Here is a 17,159-nt window from a genome sequence, read left to right as displayed (position 1 = left end):
CGGGTCAGTGCGCCAGAGCCGTCGGAAGGTGCTTGCGCGAGAACATCAGGACGACGCCGAGGCTCAGCGCGGCGAGCACGACGCCACCGACGAACATCACGGGGTAGCTCAGCCAATGGCTGACGACGGCGAGCGCGGCGGGCACGAAGAAGCCGAGGTAGGTGATCGAATAGTAGACAGCCGTCAGTCCCGCGAGGTCCTCGGGACCGGCGATGCGCTGCACCTCCTGCAGGCCGGAGACGAGCAGCATGCCGTAGGCGAGACCGAGGACGGCGGCCGCGACGAGCGCGAGCCACGGGCTGACGAGGCGCGCTGCAAGTGCGGCGATGCCGAGGCCAGGCAGCGTCATCGTCAGGGCGATGATGATGGCGCGCGCGGAGCTGACGTCGTCGAAGCGCTTGCCGACCTGCTGGATGAACAGCCCGCAGCCGAGCGCGACGAGGCACAGCAGGCCCGAGAAGGCGATGCCGAACGAGCCGGTGCGATCACCCATGACGGCGGGCAGCACGGCATAGGCGCATCCCGCGCAGCCGAACACCCACGGCGCCATCGGCAGGACGACGAACAGGAAGCGACGGTGGCCCGCAGCGGGCACGCGCAGGTCGTCGAGGAAGCGTCCCGGCATCTTTTGGGCGGCATGCGTCTCGGGGGCGCGCGTCAGGAGCACATAGCTCGCCGCCGTGATGACGAGGTGGACGAGGTAGCACAACTCCGCGGGCAGCGGCGCGAACTGCGCGAGCGCCGCTGCGGTGGCGGCGCCGAGCGCGAATCCGGCCGTCAGGCTGATGGAGGCGCGACGCGCGCCCGCGGCGGCGTCGGCCTCGGCGTCGAACGGGGGGCTCGACAGTTCTTTGATCCACGAGCCGCCGACAACCATGGCGAGCCCGAGCGCCAGGCCGGAGAAGATGCGGCCGACGAAGAGCACGGCCGGCGAGCCGGAGCCGACGGCGAGCAGCACCGACGCGATGATCGCGAGGATCGGCGCGGGCAGCATGAGAGGGCGACGGCCCCAGCGGTCCGAGGCGGGCCCGCCGAGCAGAAGCGCGGGCATGATGCCGAGCACGTACGCGCCGAGCAGCAGGTCGACGGCGCCCGTCGAGAGCGCGTCGATGTCACGGTAGAGACCGAGCAGCGGCGTGAACTGGTTGCCACCCCACGCGACGGTGAACATCGCCGCCCCGACCGGCAGCCAGGCGGCCCGCGCGCCCCCGGCGCCGGCGCGCTCGGGGCTGTCGACGCTCGTCGTGATGCGTTCGTGGCTGGCGGTGCGGGTCGGGGTGTCGAGTGACACGCGGGGGCCTTTCGTCGGGTGTGGGTGAGTGGTGCGAAACTCGTGTGGTCGGAGGGCTCAGGGGAGCAGTCCGTCGTAGGAGTGGTGCAGGTGCGCCGTCAGCTCCTGCTCGAAACCAGTCGCGTCTCCCGCGGCGACGAGGTCGACGAGACGGGCGTGGGCGGTGAGGACGTCGCGGCAGCGGCGGTCGTCCTTCCACAGGATGCGCGCGGCCATTCGGCGCTGGCGTTCCCCGAGACGCTCGTAGAACTCGGTGAGGATGGCGTTGCCACCGGCGGCGACGAGGTGGGTGTGGAACACGCAGTCGGTCTCGGTGAAGTCGTCGTGGTCGCCGGTTTCGAGGCTCTGGCGCTGACGGCGCAGGATCTCGCCGAGATCGATGGCGACGTCGCGGTGCTCCTGCGCCTCGACGACGCTGCGCGCCGCACGCGACTCCACCGCGATGCGCGCCTCGACGACGTCACGCACCTCGCGCGGTTCAACGGCGCGCACGAGCGCGCCGCGCTTGGGGTACAGCGTCATCCACCCCTCGGCCTGCAGCCGGACGAACGCCTCGCGCACGGGGGTGCGGGAGACGTCGAGCAGCTCCGAGATCTCACCCTCGCTGATGAGGGCGCCCCCGGCGATCGAGCCGTCGAGGATGCAGCCCTTCACCTCGCGGTAGACCGCGTCGGCCGCGGAGATCTTCGGCTCGCTCATGCTCGCTCCTCGTTCAAGTGGTCGATGTGCTGCCCACACTTGCAGGCGTTCGACGCAACATAGATACAAGTTGTAGCTTACACCCGTGTCGGCTGGGCGTCAGGCGCGTCCACGACGTCATCGGTGCCGTGTCGCGTGGCATTCGACCCCGTCGAGTCAGTAGGGTCACGGGTATGAGCGATGTGTTGTCCTTCTCCGGGGTCGGTGTCACGCGCGGCGCGCAGAAGCTGCTCGACGACATCAACTGGGACGTCGAGGAGGGCGAGCGTTGGGTCGTCGTCGGCCCCAACGGCGCCGGTAAGTCGACGCTACTGTCCATCGCGTCCGGGCGGATGCACCCGAGTGCCGGTGTGGCCGGCATCCTCGGCGAGGTGCTCGGCGCCGTGGACGTGTTCGAACTGCGTCCGCGTATCGGCCTGTCGGCCGCCACGATCGCCGACCGTATTCCGAACGCTGAGAAGGTTTCCGACGTCGTCGTCACGGCCAGCTACGGCATGGTCGGACGCTGGCGCGAGAAGTACGACGAGTTCGACCACGGCCGTGCTGCGGAACTGCTCGAGGAGATGGGTGTCTCGCACCTCGCCGAGCGTCGCTTCGGGACGTTGAGCGAAGGTGAACGCAAGCGCGTTCTCATCGCCCGCGCTCTCATGACCGACCCGGAGCTCATGCTCCTCGACGAACCCGCCGCAGGGCTCGACCTCGGCGCCCGTGAGGATCTCGTCGGTCGCCTCAGCACACTCGCCGAGGACCTCGACGCTCCGGCGCTCGTCCTCGTCACGCACCACGTCGAAGAAATCCCGCCGGGCTTCACCGACATCCTCATGCTGCGCGAGGGCCGTGTCGTGGCGGCCGGCCCGATCGAGTCGACCCTCACGGCGGAGAACCTGTCGGAGACCTTCGGCATGCCGCTCGAACTCGAGCAGCACGGTGAACGCTGGAGCGCCCGAGCCGCTCGCTGATTTCTTGGTGCGAAGGCCGCCCGCCTTCGTCCGTGTGCGGCACCCACGGCCCCACCGTGCCCACGCGCCCTTCCTCGTGGCCGTGAGAAGGATGTCGACATGGGTTTGTGGGAAGCGCTCGCCATCATCGCGGCGGGTATGGCTGCTGGCATGATCAACGCGGTTGTCGGTTCCGGCACCCTCGTCACCTTCCCTACTCTTCTCGCCCTCGGGTACCCGGCCGTCACGGCCAATATGAGCAACACGATCGGACTCGTGGCCGGCGGCATCACGAGCACTCTGGGTTACCGCGAGGAACTGCGCGGCAAGGCCGCCCGCCTCAAGCGGATCGTTCCGTTCTCCTTCTTCGGTGCCGTGGTCGGCGCGCTGCTCCTGCTCGTGCTTCCCGAGTCGGCCTTCGACGCGATCGTCCCGGTGCTCATCGCGCTGGGCGTGCTCCTCGTGCTCGCCGGACCGTGGCTCAACAAGAAGGCCGCGAAAGCACACGAGGACGCCGACCCCACGCGTCCGCTCGCGGGGCCCCGCCTCGTCGCGCTGGCCGTCGGAATCTTCGTGGCCGGTATGTACGGCGGCTACTTCGGCGCGGCCCAAGGCATCATCCTCATGGGCCTCATGAGCGTTCTCCTGCCTGATCCGCTGCAGGAGATCAACGGCATCAAGAACGTTCTCGGCACGGTGGTCAACGGCGTCGCAGCCCTGACGTTCATCGTCGTCGCGACCGACCAGATCGACTGGGCCGTGGCGGCCCTCGTCGGCATCGGCGCTCTCGTCGGCGGCTTCGTGGGAGCGCGCGTCGGGCGCAAGCTCAACCCATGGGTCCTGCGTGTCCTCATCACCGTCATCGGCATCATCGCGATCGTCAACATCCTGCGCTGACCCGCCCGCGTACCCTTGTGCGGTGCCGATCGAGATCACGAGCCCCGACGACGAACGCGTCGCCGACTACTTCCGCCTCACCGACGTCGCGCTGCGCAAGAAGCTCGAGACCGAGCGTGGCCTCTACATCGCCGAGAGCGAGAAGGTCATCCGCCGGGCACTCTCCCGGGGTGACGTTCCCCGCAGCTTCCTCATGGGCGAGCGCTGGCTCACCGACCTGGCAGACGTCATCGCCGACGCCGAGGCCCAGGGCGTGCCGGTCTACGTGGGGGAGGCCGACGTCATCGAGTCGATGACCGGCTTCCACCTCCACCGCGGAGCGCTTGCGTCGATGAATCGTCCGGCCCTCGCCGACCCCGCGGAGTTGCTCCGTGGGGCCCGCCGCGTCGTGGTGCTCGAGGACATCGTCGATCACACGAACGTGGGCGGTTCTGAACTTCGAGAGCCGTCCTCGCAGGCCAGCGGATCGCAGCGTCGCTCGCGGATCGCGATCCTGGACGGATTGGTCGACCATACCAATGTTGGCGCGTGTTTTCGCTCCGCCGCGGCGATGGGCGTCGACGCGGTCCTGGTGACACCGACATGCGCGGATCCGCTCTACCGCAGGGCTATTCGCGTGTCGATGGGCACAGTGTTCCAGGTGCCGTGGACGCGCATCGATCACTGGCCGAGTGGCGTCGATCAGCTCAAGGCGGCTGGATACGTCGTGGCGGGGATGACGCTGGGGGAGGGCTCGATCACTCTCGACGACCTCGTGGACGAAGACCACCAAAACCTCGCGCTCGTGTTCGGCACCGAGGGACACGGGCTTTCAGCTCAAACGGAAAAGGTGCTCGATCGCAGGGTGACGATCCCGATGATGGGTGGTGTCGATTCGCTGAACGTCGCGGCGAGCTCGGCTGTAGTTTTCTACGCGACGCGGTAGGCCAGGTCGAAAGTCAGGGCAAGCGAGAGGAACTCAACGAATGCGAGGGATAGACTTCTTCGGTCCGTGGGAGGGCAGTCCGGTCACGTCCTGGGAGACGGCCCTGAGTGAGATCGAGTCAGTGCTCAGGCGGACTGGGACGCAGCGCGCCGTCGGCTGGCGCGGACAGGTCGATGCTCGGTAGAGCCTCCATAGCGGGCTGTACAGGAGGTTGCTAGACGCGCGATCAGCCTCGCAAACGGCACCAGAGGAAGACGATCTCCTTCGAGCGGAGGAAAAGATCGCTCACTTCGTGCGGGCGAACTGGCGTTTCGACCAAATGCCTTATCTCGAACTGCTGGCGAATCTGCAGCATTTCAGAGGTCCGACACGTATGCTTGATGTTTCGCTTAGTCCGCTGGTTGCCCTCTGGTTCGCTGTCGAGGAGCAGCATAGTGAACTTGACGGTGCGGACGGGCGGATCTTCGCGTTCGACGTTACGAATCGTCGTGTACAACTGGACGCGAAATGGAACACGTACGACGTCCCATGGAGTGGGTCAGGTGCTAACACTCCATGGTGCAGAGATCTTCCGCTCCTGTGGAGACCTCCTTCGTACAACGAGCGCATCCCCGCCCAGCAGTCTGGATTCTTATTGGCCGGGGTGCCAAAGGTCTACGCCGGTGGGAATGCCCAGTACCGGAAGGCCCCCGGGACTTCAGGAGATTTTTGGCGTATTAACGAAGTTCGACGCGCCACCTCAGTCCCCACCAAGATGGTGGATCGCTCCGGAAAAGCTCTGCAACGAGCTACCGAGCCCACTCTGACGATTCGAATTACGGCAGAGGCGAAGGTGGAGATTCGTCGCCGCCTCGAACGGGACTATGGGTACAATCCCGCAACGATGTACCCCGACCTATTCGGCATGGCCGCCGAAGTACGTCAAGCTGTCGATAATGCCGCATTGTTAAAGTAAACCAGCAAACCGAGGAGAAGGCTTGTGCTGGCTTTCGGGTCCTAAGGGCCCTGGCTCGAGCCATAAACTGGAAAATTGCTAAATCAACGAGACACGACCCTGATGAGTGACGACGTCGAACCTCTAAACGCCGCGGCGAGCTCGGCTGTCGGCTTCTACGCGACGCGGTCAACTATAACTAGGTGCGGGCCTTTGGAAGTCGAAGCTCAGCGAGCACGGGGTCACCGGCGATCCCAGGAGCCGGAGACGGCAGATCTAGCTCGTCGATCGAAACTACGTGTCGCTGCCATTCGACGCCGGATTGAAACCGGGCTAACCGTAGCGAGATGGCATGGGGCTGCTGGTTTGAGCCGGGTTGAGCTCGGCCGCGGAACCAGACGTCCGAGATGCCCTCAGGGAGGGTTATGTCCTCAATCTGTTCCATCGGACCGTCGTCGTAAGAGTCAGACAGACGATAGAAGTAATCGCCCACATCGTAGCTTCGTGCGAACAGGAAGAGATGCCGCTCCTCCGCCGGCTGGGCTCTCAGTTTCGTGATGTTCTCGATTGCCCACGTAGCACTTAACAGCTCAGTGCAAACTGCACCGAGATCGTTCATGCGAACTGGCATGCATCCGCTTTCCACCTGCGGCCTGCCTGCCTTCTTGGTCCGCGCCCACTCAGCCATGAGAGCCGCGGGGGGTCACTTCCACTATGCATTTGCCAGTAGGGGTGTCCCATGAGCCGTCGGGCATCTTGCAGCCACCGCCAGCGTCTGCGAGCCTGATGTCGACGCCAAGGACCTGCTCCATTGCTAAGAACGCGATTTCCTCTTCGCGACTTGCCTTCGCACCAGCGCTGTTACTTATATTTCCGACTCAATTCTTTCCATAGCGGAGAGCAGGTTCAGATCGCCCGGTAAGGCTTTGAGGCGGCTCGTCTGAGGCTCATGGACATCAACTTCTCGCGCCGACACGCCTCTGCTCGAGGAGCCTGCTGGAGATGCGAAGGTCAGTAGTACTCTCGGACATAGCCGAGGGCCTTCTCGAACACGTCGTTATCGCGAATCTTGAACTGGACGTACAGGGTTTTCCGGAGTGCCTGGCGGACTTCCTGGTCACCGCGGATCGTGGACTGCCAACCTTCGAAGCGGACCCCTCGGACGACTTCGTCAATCCGATTGACGACGTTCTCGACAATAATCGGGGTCTCGTCGCCCTTGAGAGCGTCGAACAGTTCGGTCAAGGCCGCCTTGCCTTGTTCCTCGCGAGGTGTCTCGTCGGCCGCCTTCTCCGCGGCCACAGTGTCTCGAGCAAGTTCTAGAAGCTCGCGGAGGAATTCCAGGCTGGACTGCTGAATGTCGGCGTACCGCTCCCGCAGATCGTTGAGGCGCTGGCCGAGCTCGATAAAGATCGGGTTGTTGAGGTGACGCGCGATCCGGGCGGTGATCTGCTTCTCAATCTCTTCGGTGGACACGTCCTTGCGCTTGCCCGTCATCAGGTCTTCGATCGTCTGGGCGTCGAGGACGATCGTCTCGTTAGCTTGGGGGATCTCTACCTGGACGTTCTCGTTTATGAAAGCGATCGTCTTCGCACCCAGCGCGTGCCACACGAGCCGTCCAGTGATGTCGGAAGGGCGGACGGACTCATAGACGTCAGTAAGCCAGCGGTAGTCGTCGCGGAACTCAGTCAGCATCGGATCCGGACTGACTGCCTCCCACAGCTGGGAGACGACGCTGTACGCCGCCCCGAATGCATCCTTTGTGACCTCATCGGCGATCGCGGATTGCGCCTGGACGAGGCCTTCGTACCCGCCGACCGTGCGGTCGACACCGGGGAAGAACGCGAGTGCGGCAACCATCGCCGGCGCGAGCTGAGCCTTCAGTTCTTCGATGTTGGAGACGACCTCTCGGACAGCCTGCTCGTCGAAGGAGAGGGATCGAGCGACGTCGTCGAAGATGCCGAGGTAGTCGACGATCAGGCCGTGGGTCTTGTCCGGCGGGTACACGCGATTGGTGCGAGTGATCGCTTGGAGCAACGTGTGCTCCTTCAGTGGCTTGTCGAGGTACTGGCAGTAGAGGATCGGAGCGTCGAACCCGGTCAGCAGCTTCGCCGTCACGATGATGATCTTGAGCGGGTCGGTCGGGTCATTGAACCGCGCGACGACCTGCTCAAGCTCCTCGGCACCTGGGGTCCACTTGGCCCAGTCGGGCGAGTCACCTCGGGTCTTCGACATGACGATGGTCGATGCCTCGGGCCCGAGGTGCTTGTCGAGCTCATTCTTGTACGCGACGCAGGAGGCCTTGTCGTACGCGACGACCTGAGCATTGAAACCCTGGGGCTCCACTTTGGATTGGAAGTGGGCGGCGATGTCGGCGGCGATCTTTCCGATGCGCGAGGGAGTCTTGATCAGCACCTCGATCGATGCCGCCTTCTTCGAGAGGGTGATCTTGTCGCTCTCGGACAGATCGCGATCCGTGGCGAGTTCCTCGAACGCCGCGTCGATCGCCTCCTGGTCGATGTGGATTTCTGAGAGTCGTGGTTCGAAGTGCAACGGAAGGGTCGCACCGTCGCGGATGGAGTCCTGGAATGAGTACCGCGACAGGTAGCCGCCCTCGTCCTCGGGTGCACCGAACCACTTGAACGTGTTGCGGTCGCGCCGGTTGATCGGCGTGCCCGTCAAGCCGAAGAGGTACGCGTTGGGCAAGGCCTCACGCATCTTCTGCCCGTAGTCGCCCTCCTGCGAGCGATGAGCCTCGTCGACCATCGCGATGATGTTCTGCCGGGCATCGAGGACGCCAGGTGCCTCGCCGAACTTGTGGATCGTGGTGATGATGATCTTCCGCGCGCCCTGGCTGAGCAGATTCTGGAGTTGCGCTCGCGAGTCCGTCGACACCAAGCCCGGGACGTCCGAGGCGTTAAAGGTGCCAGTGATCTGGGTGTCCAGGTCGATGCGGTCGACCACGATCAGGATCGTCGGGTTCGTGAGCTCGGCCATCGCGCGCAGTTTGAGCGCAGTGAAGACCATGAGCAGTGACTTGCCCGAGCCCTGGAAGTGCCAGATCAGGCCCTGCTTGACCGTGCCGAGCAGCACTCGGTCGACGATCAGATTGGTCGCCTGGAACTGTTGGAACCGCGCGATGATCTTGATCTTGCGATGCTTCTTGTCAGTCGCGTAGAGGGTGAAGAACCTCAGAAAGTCGAGCACCGCACGGGGAGCGAGGACGCCTTCGACGGCTTCTTGCACCGCTACGAGCCCGATCTTCGCCCGCGCATCCTCATCGGTCGGGTCCTCGCGCCAGGGCCCCCAGAGTTCCACCGGCATTCCGATTGTGCCGTAACGGAAGTCCTTGCCCTCGGTCGCGAACGAGAACACGTTGGGTACGAAGAACTGCGGGACGCTCTGCTCGTAGTCATCGTGGATTTGTGTAGCGCCATCGATCCAGGTGTACGCCGGCCGGATCGGCGTCTTCGCCTCACCGACCACCAGCGGCAAGCCGTTGCACCACAGCACGAGATCGAACCGCTTTTCCAGCCGGCCCTGCCTGAAGGTCACCTCGGTCGAGACGGTCCACTGGTTCGACGAGTCCTCGTCGAGATGGTCGAAGTCAATCAGCCGGACCGTGGTGTGTTCGCCATTCGGCCCGAACGGCATCGACTTCTGCCCGGTCAGCCACGCCATGAACTCCTCGTTGGCCACCACCGGATGCGGGCTGTTGCGGGCGGCGATCAGGATCGCGCGGAGGTTGTAGATAACCTCGTCCGCCTTCGCAGGGTCCGCCTCGATCTCCGGGTTGAAGCGGATGAGCGCGCCTTTCAGCACACCTTCGAGCAATACCTCATCGGTACGGCGCGGAAGCTCATTCCCGGGCAGAAACTGTACATCGATCGACGCCACCAGATCGCGGACGAAGTCGCGGACTGAGTTCGCTTCGTTGAACTGAGCCATCAGTTTCCTCCAAAGACGTCCAGCATTAGAGCAGAACGGAGTGCTGCGGACCTCTCCGAAGTTTCTACGAGCTTGGCTGACGCCGCGTCGAGTTGCTCCAGGTTGGCGACAAGCCATGACTCCCTTTGGTCACCAAGTCGCGGGATGGCTAGACCCCTCAGCGCTGCGAGTGTTAGTTCAGAGAATGTAGAACCCTTGGCCTGGCGATTGACCTGGTGAGCCATCCATTCCGAGTTCATGATCGCCAGCACGTAGTCCGATGCCACGCGCTTCTCATCGATTGCCACGCGGGCCGTGCCTTGGGTGAGGTTAGCGCCGTGCAGTTCCTCTGGGACCCGAAGCGTAAGACCGGTCCGACCTCGGAGTGCGACAACGAGGTCGCCTGGGGAGACCTGCGAGCGGTCGAACTTCGCGGCGATTGTGGGGCTTGTTCGCTTCATGCCGCGAATCGAGAGGCTGCCACTCGTCATGTCGGAGACTCGGATGTATGGCACGCCGCCGTCGACTTCCGGACCGGCCTGGACGATTCCATAGGTGATGGTCGTGTCGTCCCGGATCAGACTCTCCAGGGCGACCTGTTCGGCCTCGCCATGCACGCAGTTCCGAATTAGGCTGGCACGGACCTGAACGAGATGCTCCTTGACTCTCTTAGTCGCGGCACGATCACGTTCGATGCTCCACAGGAGATCGGCGATTCGCTTCTGTTCCTCAAAGTGCGGGAGGTCGAACTCGAAGTCCTTCAAGTCGCGCCAGTTAGTACGTGGGGACAGAGACCCGGCCGACGTACCGAGAGCGTGCTCAAAGAAACCGTTTGACTGCACGAGGAATGGGAGCAACTCCCCACGGAGCTGAGTCTCATCGGCCTCGAAGGTGTAGATGTCGCCGGAGCAGATGGCATCGAACTCGGCGTAGGCGACCTTGCGCTGGTATGCGCGGCGTTTGCCGAAGAGCGTTCGGCCGGGCTTCACGCGTCGTGTGAAGGTGGTGCCGTCCTCTGTTGAACCCCACCGGCTAACCTTCAGCTCGCCGGGGTCCATGTGCTCCATCGCGATGACGCGGTTGATGCCGGCCGCTTCGAGATCACGGACGGTCTCATTGACGTTGCGGACAACGTCGCCGAAGGCAACCCGCTTCCAGTGCGACTTGTCGAGGTTGAGGCTCACGCGGGCACCTCCGCTCTCAGCAGCGCGAGAACGTCAGTAATCGCCTGGCCCGAAACCTGCGCGGCAGTTCGCCACTGCGCCACGGCATCGCTGACATCGATGTGCTCGCCGACTTCCCTCGCCGAGTCGCCGGCGACGTACAACGGAATCGCGAGACTGTGGCCTTTCTCCGCGATCTGGTCGAGGGTGGCAACTGCTGCGAACCCGTCCTGTGGCTCGAAGGCGCGATAGGCGTCCAGGATCTTCTGTTGGTGCGCCTCGCGGAGGAAGGACTGTGCCTGTTCTCGGGCGACTTCGTTCACGGCATTGATGAACAGCACCTCGCCCTGGTGCTCGGCGGGCTTATTGGCGCGGAGCGTGACGACCACGGCCTCCATGGGACTGTTATAGAAGAGCCCTGCGCCGAGCCCGAGAACGCATTCGATCAGGTCGGACTTCACCAGTGCTTCACGCAGGGCTGACTCCTCACGCCGGAAGAGCACCCCGTGGGGGAAGAGGATCGCGGCGCGGCCCGTATCGGGGTCGAGACTCTTGGCGATGTGCTGGAAGAACGCGTAGTCGGCACGTCCCTGTGGCGGGACGCCCCAGACGTTCCGGCCATAGCGGTCCTTGGCGAATGCGGCACGGTTCCAGGCCTTGATGGAGTAGGGCGGGTTTGCCAGCACGACGTCGAACGTTTGCAGATGGCCCGCGCCGTCGAGGAATGCCGGTCGGCTGAGGGTGTCGCCGTGGGCGATGTGGCCGTCTGTGATGCCGTGCAGGAACAGGTTCATCCGCGCGATGGCGGATGTCCCGTAATTGAGCTCCTGGCCGTAGAGGCGCAGATTCCGCCACTCCTTGCCCTGCCGCTTCAGTTCGGCGGCGGTGGAGATGAGCATGCCGCCTGTGCCGCATGTGGGGTCGTAGACCGACTCACCCGGCTGGGGCTCGAGCATCATCGTCATCAGGTGCACGAGTGTGCGGTTGGTGTAGAACTCCTGCGCCGTGTGACCGGAGTCGTCGGCGAACTTCTTGATTAGGTACTCGTAGCCGTTGCCGAGCTCGTCCTCGGGCAGGTTGGCGATCGAGAGCGTCTTGGTGGAGAAGTGCTCGATGAGGTCGGCCAGGGTCGAGTCCGGGAGCAGGTCCTTGTTGCCCCAGTCACCGTCGCCGAAGACTCCCGGAAGTGTGTCGGGGTTGGCCTTCTCGATGGAGCGCATGGCGTGCAAGAGCGCCGCACCGATGTTCTGCGTGACACCGCGGATGTCTTCCCAGTGGCAGCCGTCGGGGATGGCGAAGCGGTGATTCTCGGGGAGGTCGGCGAGCTCCTCGTCGTCGTACACCTCCATCGAGGCGGCGTGCTCTTCGTCGTAGACATCGGAGATCCGCTTCAGGAAGACGAGCGGGAAGATGTACTGCTTGTAGTCGCCCGCGTCGATCAGCCCACGGAGCACGATCGCCGCGCCCCACAGGTAGTTCTCCAGCTCGCGCTGCGTGATTCTGGTGCTCATACGGACAGCCCCCACTTCGCGAGCTCGGCCTCCAGCGCAGCACGCGTCGTGGTCGCCTCGGCGTGCGCCGTTTCGAGATTAGCGAGAGCGTCCGCGAGCGTGAGCTTCTCGCCGCAGTCAGGAGGCGCGACGTACAGCGGGATGTTGAGGTTGTAGTCGTTGCTCTCGATCTCGGCCAGGTCGACGACACGGGAGCGGCCCTCGATGTCAGCGTAGAGCTCATAGGCGTCGAGGATCTGCTGGGCATGCTCGGGTTCGAGGGTGTTCTGGTTGCGTCCGCGCTTGAACAGGTCTTCACCGTTGATGAAGAGCACCTTGCCCGTCTCGTCCGGTTGCTTCTCCTGTCGAAGGATCAGTACACAGGCGGCGAGGCCCGTGCCGTAGAACAGGTTGGGAGCCAACCCGATGACCGCGTCGACGAGGTCTGACTTGAGCACGTGGGTGCGGATCCGCGCCTCAGCGCCCTGCCGAAAGAGTGCCCCCTGGGGCAGGACGACGGCGACACGGCCCGTCTTCGGTTTCGCCGAGGTGAGCATGTGCTGGACCCAGGCCCAGTCGGCGTACCCCTTCGGCGGGACTCCACCAAGTGCGTTCCGTCCCCACTTGTCGGACGCCCACTCCGGCTCACCCCAGTTCTTGAGCGAGAACGGCGGGTTGGCGACGACACAGTCGAACTGCGCGAGGTTGTTGCCCGTGTAGAAGGCGGGGTTGCGCAGCGTGTCCTCGCGGACGATCTTGAAGTCTTCGACGCCGTGGAGCAGCAGGTTCATCCGCGCGATCGCCGAGGTCGCTAGCACCTTCTCCTGGCCGTAGAGCTTGCCCCACAGGGTTTTGGGGCTGCCGCCGGCATCTTTCACGTGCTCGATGACCTCGATCAGCATGCCGCCGGTGCCGCAGGCCGGGTCGTAGACCGTCTCACCCTCGGTGGGATCGAGGATGTTGACGAGCAGGCCGACCACCGAACGCGGCGTGTAGTACTCGCCGGCCTTCTTGTTCGACTGGTCGGCGAACCGCTTGATGAGGTACTCGTACGCGTTGCCGAACACGTCGGGCGGCACAGCGGCGTTGGTCAGCGCCTTGCTCGAGAAGTGCTCGATGAGATCGGCGAGCTTGCGATCGGGCAGCTTGTCCTTGTTGGTCCAGCTGGCGTTGCCGAAGATGCCGTACAGCGTCTCGGGGTTCGCTTTCTCGATTTCACGGAACGCAGTCTGCAAGGCGGTGCCGATGTTCGCTGTGTTGGTGCGCACGTCGTCCCAGAGGCTTCCGGGTGGGATCGCGAAGCGGTGATTCTCCGCGAACAGGGCGAACTCGTGGTCGCCTCCGGACTCGTCGAGCGCTTGGGCGTACTCCTCGAGGTAGACGTCGCTGATCCGCTTGAAGAACATCAGCGGGAAGATGTACGCCTTGAAGTCGGCCTGGTCGATGCTGCCGCGCAGCAGGTCAGCCGCCGCGGCGAGGTACTGCTCAAGCTCCGCGGGCGTCAGCGGCTCGCTGCCACCCCTCGGCAGCAAAGTGAGCGCTGCCGCGCGTGCCTCGTCCTCAGTCATCCGGCCCCCGTCGTCACTCCAACACTCGACCGGAATCCTATCCTCGGTGCCGACGTGCGGTGACCAAACGGTCCATGAGGCAGGGCAGCCATGCCTTGCGTAGGCTTTTCGGGAGGAGTGTCCGGTGCCGGCCTCGAAGGGTCGACAGCTCCGGGACCTTCACCAACCTGTTCAGTCCTACCCTGGCTGCGTGCGCCTGCGTCTCCGAGGACGTCGCACTACTCCATTGGGTGCGTAACTGACTGCAGGCCGCGAACCAGCACGTTGTGGACGGTCCCGACCGAGACGCCGACAGCTTGCGCTATGGACCGGATCGACTTGCCCTGTTCGCGACGCATCACCATGTCGTTGTATCTGGCGTCATCGATCAACGTCGGCCTGCCCAGAGTCGAGCTATCCGCTCGATCGGCCGTCAATCCGGCCCTGATCCTGTCGCTCCGGATGCTTCTGCGGGTCTCAGCGATCTCGCGGCACTGGTCCACGAAGAACGACGGCTCTGAGTGTTCACCGGCGGCCGCGCCCCCGAGCACTCGAACGGCAACACCTCGGTCGACCAGATCGACCAGCACCTCCAGTCCATCGGCCATGGTCTGCGCCAGGTAGCGAACCTTCGTGACGACGATCTGATCTTCGCTGCTCGCGTCGTTCAGCACTGCGAGGAGCCCCGGCCGGTTCTCGATCACGCGTCGTCGGGTCGAGGCTTCTTCGAACACTTGCGAGCAGATCGGATCCAGCGCTTCGTGCTGAACCTCCGCCTCGCGAGCGTCGCCGGTTAACCGGACCAAGCCGATGCTGGCCATCGCGGACTACTGGGCTCTGCGCTCACACCAGCCTGAGCAGTCCGGTTGATGAGGTCCTCGAGAGGGATGCTGGGCACGACGGAGCATAGGTTTATTGAACAGTACGCGGCGACACAACGACACGTGACCTGTGGCAATGTGTCGTGTGACCAGTGCAAAGATGGGTTCGAGCGCGGCATCGGATCTGATTCTCGACCATCGTGAGAGGTGCTGGTGCGGTGTTGAACTGAATGGAACACCTCCCAACGTCGGTGCCATCTTCCGTTCCGCTGCGGCACTCGGCGTCGATGCCGTGCTAGTGACGCCCCAGTGCGCCGACCCGCTCTACCGGCGCTCGATCCGGGTCTCGATGGGCACGGTGTTCCAGGTGCCGTGGACCCGCATCGACCCGTGGCCGGGCGGAATGGAGGCGTTGCGCGAGCAGGGTTGGGCCTTCGCGGCGATGGCTCTCGGCGACGACTCGGTGACACTCGACGAGTTGGCGGCCCGCGCGCCGGAGCGGCTGGCCCTCGTCATGGGTACGGAGGGCGACGGCCTCGGCAAACGAACGGTGGCCGGCTGCGACCTCACGGTGCGGATTCCCATGGCCGGCGGCGTCGACTCGCTCAACGTCGCCGCGGCGTCCGCCGTCGCGATGTACACGTTGCGCGCCTGACGTCGAACCGACACCGGAGCACGGCCCAGCCCCAGCACACTGGACAGCATCGACGACGCCCCACCCGAGCCGAAGCTCGAGTTGGGCGTCGTTGTGAGCCGGATCAGTGACCGTAGGTGGCCGTGATCGTTGCGCGCGCCGCGGTCTGGAAGACCGCGTTGAAGCTGAGGACCGCGGGGGTGACGCTGTCGTCGATGGCGAGCGGGTCGCCCTCGACGGCGTGCACCGCGAAGATGTAGCGGTGGGGACGATCGCCCTCGGGCGGAGCGGCGCCGGCGTAGCCGCGCGAACCCGTGTCGTTCGTCAGCTGGAAAACACCTTCGGGCAGGTTCGTGCCGTCACCGGCGCCTTCGGGCAGTTGAGTGACGTCGGCGGGGATACCGGCCACGGCCCAGTGCCAGAAGCCGGACGGTGTGGGGGCGTCGGGGTCGAAGCACGTGACGACGTAGGAGGTCGTCGACTCCGGAGCGCCGCTCCAGCTCAACTGAGGGGAGCGGTTGCCACCGGTGAAGCCCCAGTCGTCGAAGACGTGCGCGTCGGCGAGCGTGTCGCCGTCGGCGAAGTTCTCGCTCGTCACGCTGAACGACGGAACCTCGGGCAGGAGGGAGTAAGGGTCGGGTGCGACGGGTCGTTCGAGAGTCATGTTTCGACCCTATGCCGCGACCTCGGGCGTTGTCAGCCGCCCGACGGGGTGACGAGGCGCGACACAAGCCGATCGAGGGTGAGTGCCGGATCGTCGGTGACGCCGCCGTGCAGGGGGCCGGGCTGAAGGATCGTCGAACGAGGGGCGGTGATCCATCCGAAACGCTGCCCCAACTTCGGCATCGCCGGTCGGCCGGCGCAGGCCTCGCCACGCACAGCGGCACACATACCCTCGAGCGCGGCTTCGACATCAGCCGGGTCGAGGTGCGGTGCGAAAGCTTCGAGGCGCTGCGGCGCGAGATCGAAGCGGGCGTCGAGGAAATCGGCCATCTGCGCATAGACGACGACGCCGACGTTGAGGAACTCCTCGCGCTCGATCGACGGCACGAGACGCAGGAGGACGTACTGGTAGCCAATGCCGCTCATCGCGCACCCTCCGCGTGGGCGGGCGACCAGGCCTGCGGTGAGGCCAGCCGCGCGAGAAGGTTCTCGACGTAGGCCCCGCGGACGTCGGTCGGCGTCGGCATGGCATCCGTGGCTTCGAGCCACTCGTCCGGTACGAGGCCGAGGATGCGCTCGAGGAGCTGTGCATCGACCTGGGCGCTGAGCCGTTCGTGCGTCGCGGCGGCTTCGGTGGCCACGCCCCACATGATGTGCGAGGTGGCCTCGAAGCGTTGCGCGGCGAACCGCTCCGGGTTGGAGCCCTTCGACGGCCACGAGTAGTGGAAGTAGAGCGCTGCGCCGTGATCGATGCACCACGTGTTGCCGTGCCAGCGCACGAGATTCGGGTTGTGCGGCGTGCGGTCGATGTTCGCCGTGAACGCATCGAGCCAGAGGATGGTGGCGGCTTCGTCGGCGGGCGGCGGCTGCGAACCGTCGTAGGCGAACGCGCCGGGCAGCAGGTCCACCCCGAGGTTGAGCCCGAGGCTTGCCGTGAGCAGGTCCTGTACCTCCTCGTCCGCCTCGTACTTCGCGATGGGTTCGGGGAGCTCGACGAGCTTCAGCGCAGGAACCCGCAGGCCGAGGGTTCGTGCGAGTTCACCGACGACCACCTCGGCGACGAGAACCTTGAGCCCCTGGCCCGCTCCGCGGAACTTGACGACCCACGTGCCGTCGTCACTTCCCTCGACGACGCCGGGCAGCGAACCGCCCTCCTTGAGGGGGACGACGTACCGCGTCGCGGTGATGGTCTCGAGCACCGCAACAGGGTAGCCGGGCCACTAGGCTGGC

Annotated in this window: 15 protein-coding genes and 1 pseudogene; 5 read left to right on the top strand and 11 right to left on the bottom strand. The window is 64.8% G+C overall.

Annotation, left to right across the window (positions count from 1 at the left end):
- Positions 1-4: 4 nt before the first annotated feature.
- The gene (locus D1832_RS02055) at positions 5-1,291 is read right to left on the bottom strand and encodes an MFS transporter (RefSeq protein ID WP_206609337.1); all 1,287 of its coding nucleotides are present in this window, start codon (positions 1,289-1,291) and stop codon (positions 5-7) included.
- A gap of 57 nt (positions 1,292-1,348) precedes the next feature.
- On the bottom strand, positions 1,349-1,990 hold the full coding sequence (locus tag D1832_RS02050) for a GntR family transcriptional regulator (RefSeq protein ID WP_118912400.1): 642 nt from the start codon (positions 1,988-1,990) through the stop codon (positions 1,349-1,351).
- 173 nt (positions 1,991-2,163) lie between these two features.
- Between D1832_RS02050 and D1832_RS02045 the strand changes: the two genes are divergently transcribed.
- The 4 genes from D1832_RS02045 to D1832_RS02030 all read left to right on the top strand — a co-directional run bounded on the left by D1832_RS02045 (position 2,164) and on the right by D1832_RS02030 (position 5,705).
- The gene (locus tag D1832_RS02045) at positions 2,164-2,949 is read left to right on the top strand and encodes an ABC transporter ATP-binding protein (RefSeq protein ID WP_118912399.1); all 786 of its coding nucleotides are present in this window, start codon (positions 2,164-2,166) and stop codon (positions 2,947-2,949) included.
- Between the two features lie 99 nt (positions 2,950-3,048).
- Positions 3,049-3,825, top strand: a complete 777-nt coding sequence (locus D1832_RS02040) for a sulfite exporter TauE/SafE family protein (RefSeq protein ID WP_118912398.1) — start codon at positions 3,049-3,051, stop codon at positions 3,823-3,825.
- 22 nt (positions 3,826-3,847) lie between these two features.
- Positions 3,848-4,750 (top strand): TrmH family RNA methyltransferase, encoded by a 903-nt coding sequence (locus tag D1832_RS02035; protein WP_118912397.1) that lies wholly within the window; start codon positions 3,848-3,850, stop codon positions 4,748-4,750.
- A gap of 211 nt (positions 4,751-4,961) precedes the next feature.
- Entirely contained in the window at positions 4,962-5,705 is a 744-nt protein-coding gene (locus D1832_RS02030) for an FRG domain-containing protein (protein ID WP_182434618.1), read from the top strand.
- Positions 5,706-5,883: 178 nt separating this feature from the next.
- On the opposite strand, the gene D1832_RS02025 is transcribed toward D1832_RS02030, so the two are convergent.
- From D1832_RS02025 to D1832_RS02000, 6 genes are all read right to left on the bottom strand, one after another.
- Complete coding sequence (locus tag D1832_RS02025; protein ID WP_118912395.1) at positions 5,884-6,303, bottom strand: hypothetical protein; 420 nt, start codon at positions 6,301-6,303, stop codon at positions 5,884-5,886.
- A 392-nt stretch (positions 6,304-6,695) separates the two neighbouring features.
- Positions 6,696-9,632, bottom strand: a complete 2,937-nt coding sequence (locus D1832_RS02020; protein WP_118912394.1) for a type I restriction endonuclease subunit R — start codon at positions 9,630-9,632, stop codon at positions 6,696-6,698.
- The gene (locus D1832_RS02015) at positions 9,632-10,795 is read right to left on the bottom strand and encodes a restriction endonuclease subunit S (RefSeq protein ID WP_118912393.1); all 1,164 of its coding nucleotides are present in this window, start codon (positions 10,793-10,795) and stop codon (positions 9,632-9,634) included. The genes D1832_RS02020 and D1832_RS02015 overlap by 1 nt, the downstream gene beginning before the upstream one ends.
- Entirely contained in the window at positions 10,792-12,285 is a 1,494-nt protein-coding gene (locus D1832_RS02010) for a type I restriction-modification system subunit M (RefSeq protein WP_118912392.1), read from the bottom strand. Before D1832_RS02010 ends, D1832_RS02015 begins: the two co-directional genes overlap by 4 nt.
- Positions 12,282-13,832: a type I restriction-modification system subunit M gene (locus D1832_RS02005; RefSeq protein WP_118912391.1), complete on the bottom strand. Its 1,551-nt coding sequence runs from the start codon at positions 13,830-13,832 to the stop codon at positions 12,282-12,284. Before D1832_RS02005 ends, D1832_RS02010 begins: the two co-directional genes overlap by 4 nt.
- 218 nt (positions 13,833-14,050) lie before the next feature.
- A complete protein-coding gene (locus D1832_RS02000) occupies positions 14,051-14,632 on the bottom strand; it encodes a recombinase family protein (RefSeq protein WP_118912390.1) in 582 nt (193 codons plus the stop codon).
- A 244-nt stretch (positions 14,633-14,876) separates the two neighbouring features.
- On the opposite strand from D1832_RS02000, the pseudogene D1832_RS01995 reads away from it, so the two are divergent.
- Positions 14,877-15,287: pseudogene (locus D1832_RS01995) on the top strand (TrmH family RNA methyltransferase); the annotation flags it as partial.
- A 103-nt stretch (positions 15,288-15,390) separates the two neighbouring features.
- Here D1832_RS01995 and D1832_RS01990 read toward each other — a convergent pair.
- The 3 genes from D1832_RS01990 to D1832_RS01980 are packed head-to-tail and all read right to left on the bottom strand — an operon-like array spanning position 15,391 to position 17,128.
- On the bottom strand, positions 15,391-15,930 hold the full coding sequence (locus D1832_RS01990) for a YbhB/YbcL family Raf kinase inhibitor-like protein (RefSeq protein ID WP_118912389.1): 540 nt from the start codon (positions 15,928-15,930) through the stop codon (positions 15,391-15,393).
- Between the two features lie 32 nt (positions 15,931-15,962).
- Positions 15,963-16,355, bottom strand: a complete 393-nt coding sequence (locus D1832_RS01985; protein ID WP_118912388.1) for a DUF3037 domain-containing protein — start codon at positions 16,353-16,355, stop codon at positions 15,963-15,965.
- A complete protein-coding gene (locus tag D1832_RS01980; RefSeq protein ID WP_118912387.1) occupies positions 16,352-17,128 on the bottom strand; it encodes a HipA family kinase in 777 nt (258 codons plus the stop codon). Before D1832_RS01980 ends, D1832_RS01985 begins: the two co-directional genes overlap by 4 nt.
- Positions 17,129-17,159: the final 31 nt, after the last annotated feature.

Origin of the sequence: Dermacoccus abyssi, from assembly GCF_003515945.1 — a bacterium.
Taxonomy (GTDB): Bacteria; Actinomycetota; Actinomycetes; order Actinomycetales; family Dermatophilaceae; genus Dermacoccus; species Dermacoccus abyssi.
The sequence above is the reverse complement of the archived record's forward strand: the minus strand, read 5'-3'. Positions and strand labels throughout refer to the sequence as shown.

Coding starts and splice junctions, on each gene's coding strand:
- D1832_RS02050 (WP_118912400.1), bottom strand. CDS start 1,990: ATGAGCGAGCCGAAGATCTCCGCGGCCGACGCGGTCTACCGCGAGGTG.
- D1832_RS02040 (WP_118912398.1), top strand. CDS start 3,049: ATGGGTTTGTGGGAAGCGCTCGCCATCATCGCGGCGGGTATGGCTGCT.
- D1832_RS01990 (WP_118912389.1), bottom strand. CDS start 15,930: ATGACTCTCGAACGACCCGTCGCACCCGACCCTTACTCCCTCCTGCCC.
- D1832_RS02025 (WP_118912395.1), bottom strand. CDS start 6,303: ATGAACGATCTCGGTGCAGTTTGCACTGAGCTGTTAAGTGCTACGTGG.
- D1832_RS02010 (WP_118912392.1), bottom strand. CDS start 12,285: ATGAGCACCAGAATCACGCAGCGCGAGCTGGAGAACTACCTGTGGGGC.
- D1832_RS02045 (WP_118912399.1), top strand. CDS start 2,164: ATGAGCGATGTGTTGTCCTTCTCCGGGGTCGGTGTCACGCGCGGCGCG.
- D1832_RS02000 (WP_118912390.1), bottom strand. CDS start 14,632: ATGGCCAGCATCGGCTTGGTCCGGTTAACCGGCGACGCTCGCGAGGCG.
- D1832_RS01985 (WP_118912388.1), bottom strand. CDS start 16,355: ATGAGCGGCATTGGCTACCAGTACGTCCTCCTGCGTCTCGTGCCGTCG.
- D1832_RS02020 (WP_118912394.1), bottom strand. CDS start 9,632: ATGGCTCAGTTCAACGAAGCGAACTCAGTCCGCGACTTCGTCCGCGAT.
- D1832_RS02005 (WP_118912391.1), bottom strand. CDS start 13,832: ATGACTGAGGACGAGGCACGCGCGGCAGCGCTCACTTTGCTGCCGAGG.